Origin of the sequence: Shewanella sp., assembly GCF_051658185.1 — a bacterium.
Taxonomy (GTDB): Bacteria; Pseudomonadota; Gammaproteobacteria; order Enterobacterales; family Shewanellaceae; genus Shewanella.
In genome coordinates this window covers 1-6172 of record NZ_JBOFMC010000342.1, presented here as the reverse complement: position 1 = coordinate 6172, position 6172 = coordinate 1, and the positions used below count along the sequence as shown (strand labels likewise).

At 49.8% G+C, this 6172-nt stretch carries 7 protein-coding genes; 3 read left to right on the top strand and 4 right to left on the bottom strand.

Features of this window, described 5'->3' with window-relative positions:
* Positions 1 to 116 precede the first annotated feature (116 nt).
* From ACRCZA_RS13005 to ACRCZA_RS12990, 4 genes are all read right to left on the bottom strand, one after another.
* Positions 117 to 452 (bottom strand): winged helix-turn-helix domain-containing protein, encoded by a 336-nt coding sequence (locus ACRCZA_RS13005; RefSeq protein ID WP_438674843.1) that lies wholly within the window; start codon positions 450 to 452, stop codon positions 117 to 119.
* Positions 453 to 602: 150 nt separating this feature from the next.
* Positions 603 to 1040: a universal stress protein gene (locus tag ACRCZA_RS13000; RefSeq protein WP_438674844.1), complete on the bottom strand. Its 438-nt coding sequence runs from the start codon at positions 1038 to 1040 to the stop codon at positions 603 to 605.
* 208 nt (positions 1041 to 1248) lie between these two features.
* Positions 1249 to 1680, bottom strand: coding sequence for a universal stress protein (locus tag ACRCZA_RS12995; protein WP_438674842.1), 432 nt, complete (start codon positions 1678 to 1680; stop codon positions 1249 to 1251).
* 61 nt (positions 1681 to 1741) lie between these two features.
* Positions 1742 to 2125 (bottom strand): STAS/SEC14 domain-containing protein, encoded by a 384-nt coding sequence (locus ACRCZA_RS12990; protein WP_438674841.1) that lies wholly within the window; start codon positions 2123 to 2125, stop codon positions 1742 to 1744.
* A 280-nt stretch (positions 2126 to 2405) separates the two neighbouring features.
* On the opposite strand from ACRCZA_RS12990, the gene ACRCZA_RS12985 reads away from it, so the two are divergent.
* The 3 genes from ACRCZA_RS12985 (at position 2406) to pyrC (ending at position 5758) form a co-directional block, all read left to right on the top strand.
* Positions 2406 to 3830: a coniferyl aldehyde dehydrogenase gene (locus ACRCZA_RS12985; RefSeq protein ID WP_438674840.1), complete on the top strand. Its 1425-nt coding sequence runs from the start codon at positions 2406 to 2408 to the stop codon at positions 3828 to 3830.
* Between the two features lie 83 nt (positions 3831 to 3913).
* The gene (locus tag ACRCZA_RS12980; protein ID WP_438674839.1) at positions 3914 to 4555 is read left to right on the top strand and encodes a TetR/AcrR family transcriptional regulator; all 642 of its coding nucleotides are present in this window, start codon (positions 3914 to 3916) and stop codon (positions 4553 to 4555) included.
* Between the two features lie 171 nt (positions 4556 to 4726).
* Positions 4727 to 5758 carry a dihydroorotase gene (gene pyrC, locus ACRCZA_RS12975; protein ID WP_438674838.1) on the top strand — a complete coding sequence of 344 codons (1032 nt, stop codon included), beginning with the start codon at positions 4727 to 4729 and terminating at the stop codon, positions 5756 to 5758.
* The last annotated feature ends 414 nt before the right edge of the window (positions 5759 to 6172 follow it).

Below are 6172 nucleotides of genomic sequence, written 5' to 3'. Positions count from 1 at the left end.
TAGTCGTGATATTCGCGGCTAAATTTTTAGCTCTGATGTTGAGTGTTTTTTGAATGTTGAGTGTTTTTTTGAATACTCAGTGTTTAATGCAAAAGGTCATTTGACCGCAGCCGTGATTAACAAGCGGCCTCCAAAGGAGGAGTAACACCAATTAACTCTTCAATTTCAGACAGATGGGTATCTACCCACGCGCTGCTAATCGGCCCCCAAGTGATCACGCGATAATAACCGGCATTATGACGCTGGCCATCTTGGATAAATTCTGCCCGTATGCCGATATCCTCAAAGGCCGCTATCGCATCCTGCAGGGTACGGCGCGCCATCCCCGTGACTTGAGTAAGAGAAAGCAGATTGTGGCGCTCATCATCCATTAAATGCGCCAAATAAAGCTTACGTAAGAATGCCTTATGTTGTTTTGAAATGGATGATGTTACCGTTGACGATATGTTCATAGAAGGCCCGCTGACAAAGAAAGTAATTATAAAAACATCTATTTATTCAACTAACTAAGCATAAAATGGCGTGTTAAATAGGGCTAGCTCTCAAACCATGCTTTCGCCACTATCGGGGTCAAGTCACTTAACACCCACAACGATCAAAGCTTATTTAACGACTAACACTGGGCATGTTGCCAATTTCACCACATCGGCACTCACAGGGTGTTTCAAAAAGTCCGCTAACCCACTGCTGCCGTGGCTGGCGATCACTACCATACCGGCATGGGCCGCCTGCGCCACAATCTCTTCACTGGCTTGCCCATGGCGCACAACGGGGTAAACCGTCAGTCCAGGTGCCAACCCCGCTTGCATTTGCTGCTGCCAGTGTTGCATCTTAGCGTCGACAAATTCAGCCAGTTGTTGCTCCAATGCCGCGGGAGTATCGACAGCGATACCATACCAATGGGCACTTTTGGCCGGGCTAGTCACATGTAAGAGACAAATATTCACACGGTAAAGATTGGCCATTTCCACTGCATAATGGAGGGCGCGCTCGGCTGTCGCCGAAAAATCGGTGGGGCATAATATGTCTTGATTACGCATCATGTTATCCGTCACAAAGCTTAAACAATCCCCTTAAGTGAAAGCCTTAAGTTAATCGCTTAGGTGTTATCATTGCGTGTCAAAATAACACTATTCCAACACAATGATCTACGTCTACCGTTAATAAATTATGCTTTATCTATCAAAAAGAAAGGGCGCAAGTTGCGCCCTTTCTTTTGGATGGATGCCCCCAGTCAATGACGGCAAACTATTTGACCACCAGCACCGGACACGCCGCCCCATTGGCCACTTCTTCGGCGACATTCGTATGTAAAAAGTGGGACAACCCAGTGCGGCCATGGCTGGCGATGACCACCATGCCGACGTTTTTACTATTAGCCTCTTCTAAAATCTGCTCAACAACATCGCCGCGGCGGATCAGCGTGGTGATCGGCAACTCAGTTTTTAAGCCCTTTAACAATGCTTGCATTTTGATGGCAGCGGCCTCCTCCATCCCTTTTGCCAGTTCTTCTGGTGTAATGGCAAGGATCATAAAGTTTTCATCGCCAACGGGTTGATCGACCACATGTAAAATCGTTAAACCTACATGATATAAATTTGCCATTTCAATCGCATAGCTAAGAGCATGAGCAGCCGTGGGGGAAAAATCTGTGGGCCAGAGTATTTGACCTTTACGCATAATCCGCACTCCTTGAAGTCGGGTGAAACATCACTTATCCATCACAGTGTAGCCTACAACCTTAATCCTTAAGCCACGCCAATGCCGCGCCCTTATCGGAAAAAAACTTAACATCAGCAGGGGTTAACCAATTGGCAAGCGTAGCCATCACCTCCTGAAACGTGGTTTTACCGACAATGGCAATTTTTTCAAAATGGCGGATATGTTTAATACCTAACTTCACATCGTCCCACGCGGCATGCAGCTCCCAACCATCCAGCTCGGTCACATCCACTAACGCATAGATATCAGGATCTTGCACGCCAGCCAGTGCTGACTCAAGCACCGGTTGCATCCGCAAATAGTCTTGGTGGGTTAAGGTTCCAACGGCTTTAAAGGCAACAAAAAAATCATCGTCGCCATAACGCTCAATCCCGATAGAAATTCCGTGCTTTAACATAGTCATACCATATCACTCCCTGCAGTGAGTCTACTGAATAAGTGTAGAAGCTAACCCGCCAGATGAGCGTGATCTTGCTCATAAATACATCAAACCCTTGCGCCAGGACACCCGAGCGGCTAGGATAAACCGACTAATCAGTCGGTCATCATTTAGGCAATCGTCATTTCGACAATCGCCATTTAAGCAACGGCTAATTGGTCTGGCACGACATCACTCATTGGCGATGATGACGCCATGGCGCAATCACTGTACCCAATATCGATTTGCAATCAGGAGCTCCACAATGAATATGGCGACCCCTCCCGCTGCGGCAAGGCCACTCAGCGCATTACTTTGTGAGCAACGGAGCGCTTATTTGGCCAATCCTCATCCGGATTACCACAGCCGAGTAGCGCAGTTACAGCGCCTAAAATCAGCTTTGCTGCGCTTTAAAACCCCCTTGGTTAAGGCATTGAGCCAGGATTATGGCCACCGCTCCGAGGATGACAGTTTGATTGCGGATATCATGCCCGTCATCAATCACATCAATTACACCCTCAAACACCTCAAAAACTGGCTTAAACCCAGTGCGCGCCATGCAGGATTATTGCTCGCACCAGCCAAGATCAGCGTACATTACCAACCTCTGGGGGTGATCGGCATTATCGTGCCTTGGAACTTTCCGGTGATGTTGTCAATCGGCCCACTGGTCACCGCCATCGCGGCGGGGAATCGCGCCATGCTAAAAATGTCGGAATTTACCCCGGCAACCAATAAGGTGATCACGCAATTACTCGCCGAGGTCTTTGATAGGAGTTATGTTGCAGTCGTTGAGGGCGAGGCCGATATTGCTGCCGAGTTTTCGGCCCTGCCCTTTGACCATTTACTTTTTACCGGTTCAACGACCATCGGGCGCCATGTGATGCGCGCCGCCGCCAATAACCTCACCCCCGTAACGCTCGAACTCGGCGGAAAATCCCCGGTCATCATCGCCCCAGATATGCCCATTGCCACCGCGGTTGAACGGCTTATCTATGGTAAATGTCTGAATGCGGGTCAAATCTGTGTTGCACCTGATTATGTGTTATGCCCTAAAGCCAAAGTGGATGAGTTTATTGCCGCCTATCAAACACAATTTCAGGCCATGTACGGCACCATTAACGATAACAAGGATTATGGCAGCATTATTAATGCTCGGCAGTTTGGCCGCTTAATGGCGGTACTTGAGGATGCGAAAGCGAAGGGTGCCCGGGTGATTTCAGCGAGCAACGACAGCCTGGATAATCACAATCGCAAAATGGCGACTCAGCTTATCACCCAAGTCACTGAAGATATGCTATTGATGCAGGAAGAGATTTTTGGGCCGCTGCTGCCCATTATCGGCTACGATAGCGTCGATGACGCCATTACTTATGTCAATCAACACCCTCGGCCTTTAGCCTTGTATATCATGAGTTTTGATGGCCCTACCCAACAACACATTCTCAGCCATACCCATTCTGGCGGCGTTTGCATTAACGAAACCGTGTTCCATGTCGCGGCGGATGATGCTCCCTTTGGTGGCATTGGTCCCTCGGGCATGGGTCATTACCATGGCAAGGAAGGATTTTTAACCTTTAGCCATGCGAAAACCGTGTTACAACGCGGCCGCTTGAACACGGGCAAGTTTGTCCATCCGCCCTATGGCACGGCTATCCAGCGCCTACTGATGAAACTGTTTTTACGTTAGTGAGCCCCGCCTGCTCGCGGCAGTGGATGATTGGATGTTGAGCACAAAATGTTGCGATTACCTTGGGATGATAAAGAAACGACATGTCGAATAAACCATTAGCCCCCCCTGCACAGCAGACGATAAGCGATAAGCCTCAAGCCATGACTGACAAGCGCCAAGCCATTCTCGATACCGCGCTCACGCTCTTTGTCAGTCAAGGCTTTCATAGCACGTCTACCGCCTCTATTGCCAAACAAGCTGGGGTGGCAACGGGCACCTTGTTCCATCACTTTGCCACCAAAGATGCGTTAATGGAGTGCTTATTCCTATCGATAAAACAAGAGTTTGCCGATGCGTTATTGCTCAACCATCAGCAGGGCGATGATCTAAAACAAAGCGCTCGGCAACTGTGGCAAAGCGCCATCGACTGGTCCCTCGCCAATCCGATTAAACAGCTGTTTTTTCAGCAGTACTCTATGTCGCCAATGATTGCTCCGCCAATAAGGGAGCAGGCGATGCATAGCATCCTCGGCTTTATTGCCAAACTCATCGAACAAGGACAAAGTGCCGGGCTCATTGCCGCTTATCCACTGCCCTTGATGCTTGAAAACTGCCACGGCCAATACCTCGCCGCGACTCGTTTTTTTATTGATCATCCGCAATTAGGCCAAGACAAAGCGCACCGCGACGCCAGCTTTGCGCTATTTTGGCAAGCCATGGCAGCGCCACGGGGCGCATCCTGATCGCGCCGATAACGCCCATGCAAGCGGCAAGCATCGCCCGCAAAACGCCTAAGTGAGTCACTCTTAGATGATTATTCGCATAAAAACCGGGGGTTTTGCTTTACAGTAAAAACCTAGCCACATAAGATCGCGCCACCCTCGCAGCAGCAACATAAATAAAGATCAAAGCCTATGACCACACTCACCATTACCCGCCCAGACGACTGGCACATTCATTTACGAGACGGCGCCCAACTTAAAGACACTGTCCGCGATGTTAGCCGCTATATGGGCCGCGCCATCATCATGCCCAATTTAGTGCCCCCGGCCATCAATACCGATACCGCCCTCGCCTACTACGAGCGCATTAAGGCACAGGTGCCCGCAGGTTCACAGTTCGAACCGCTCATGGTGCTGTATTTAACGGATAACACTCGCCCTGAAGACATTCGTCAAGCCAAAGCCACGGGCAAAATTGTCGCCGCCAAACTCTATCCTGCGGGTGCGACCACCAACTCGGCTTCTGGCGTGACCGATATTAAACACATCTACCCAGTGCTCCAAGCCATGCAAGAAGTTGGCATGCTCCTGTTAGTGCATGGGGAAGTCACCGATTCATCCATTGATATTTTCGACCGTGAGCGCATTTTTATCGAAACGATCTTGAGCAATATCGTTGCCGATTTCCCTCTGCTTAAAATCGTGCTGGAACACATTACCACTCAAGATGCAGTCGATTTTGTCACTCAAGCCTCTGATAACGTGGCCGCGACCATCACAGCTCATCATTTGCTGTACAACCGCAACCACATGCTCGCAGGCGGTATACGTCCGCACTTTTACTGTTTGCCCATTTTAAAGCGCAATACCCACCAGCAGGCATTATTGGCTGCGGCAACCAGCGGTAATAAAAAATTCTTCCTCGGTACCGATTCAGCGCCCCACGCCAAAGATAAAAAAGAAGCGGCCTGTGGCTGCGCGGGCTCCTACACTGCCCACGCCGCCATTGAGCTCTATGCCGAAGCGTTTGCTGCAGTTAATGCCTTGGATAAACTCGAAGCCTTCGCCAGCTTTAATGGCCCGGATTTTTACCAGCTGCCGCGCAACCGCGACACCATCACGCTGGTCAACAAGCCTTGGGAAGTCGCGGCAACCTATCCGCTTGGTGACACGCAAGTTGTGCCCATTCGCGCCGGTGAGCAACTAGAGTGGCAGGTTAAATAGCCCAGCCTCGACAGCCTAACATGTCATCAAAGGTCGCCTACGGGCGACTTTTTTATTGAGAGCGCCAGCCGCGCATCCCCCATGTCACCATCCCAAATACAATTGAATTGCTCATCTTCATCCTGCAAACCAGATATTCTGCAAACCAGACATTCTGCACGCCAGTCATCCCCACGGCATGTGACAACGACACCGACGCCCCCCGACACGAAGCAAGCACATCGTTTGGCCGAACCGAAACACATGCTCCACGCCACTCACAACCTAAAAACGCTTTCTCAAAAAAATGCACTAAGGCGTTGAAAAAACAACGGACCACTTAGCATCTGGCTAATAACATCATCCGTTGTTGCAAGCCGAGCTAACTTGCGCAGCCTCACTCGCTAACAGCTAACAAGCTAACAAGCTAACAAG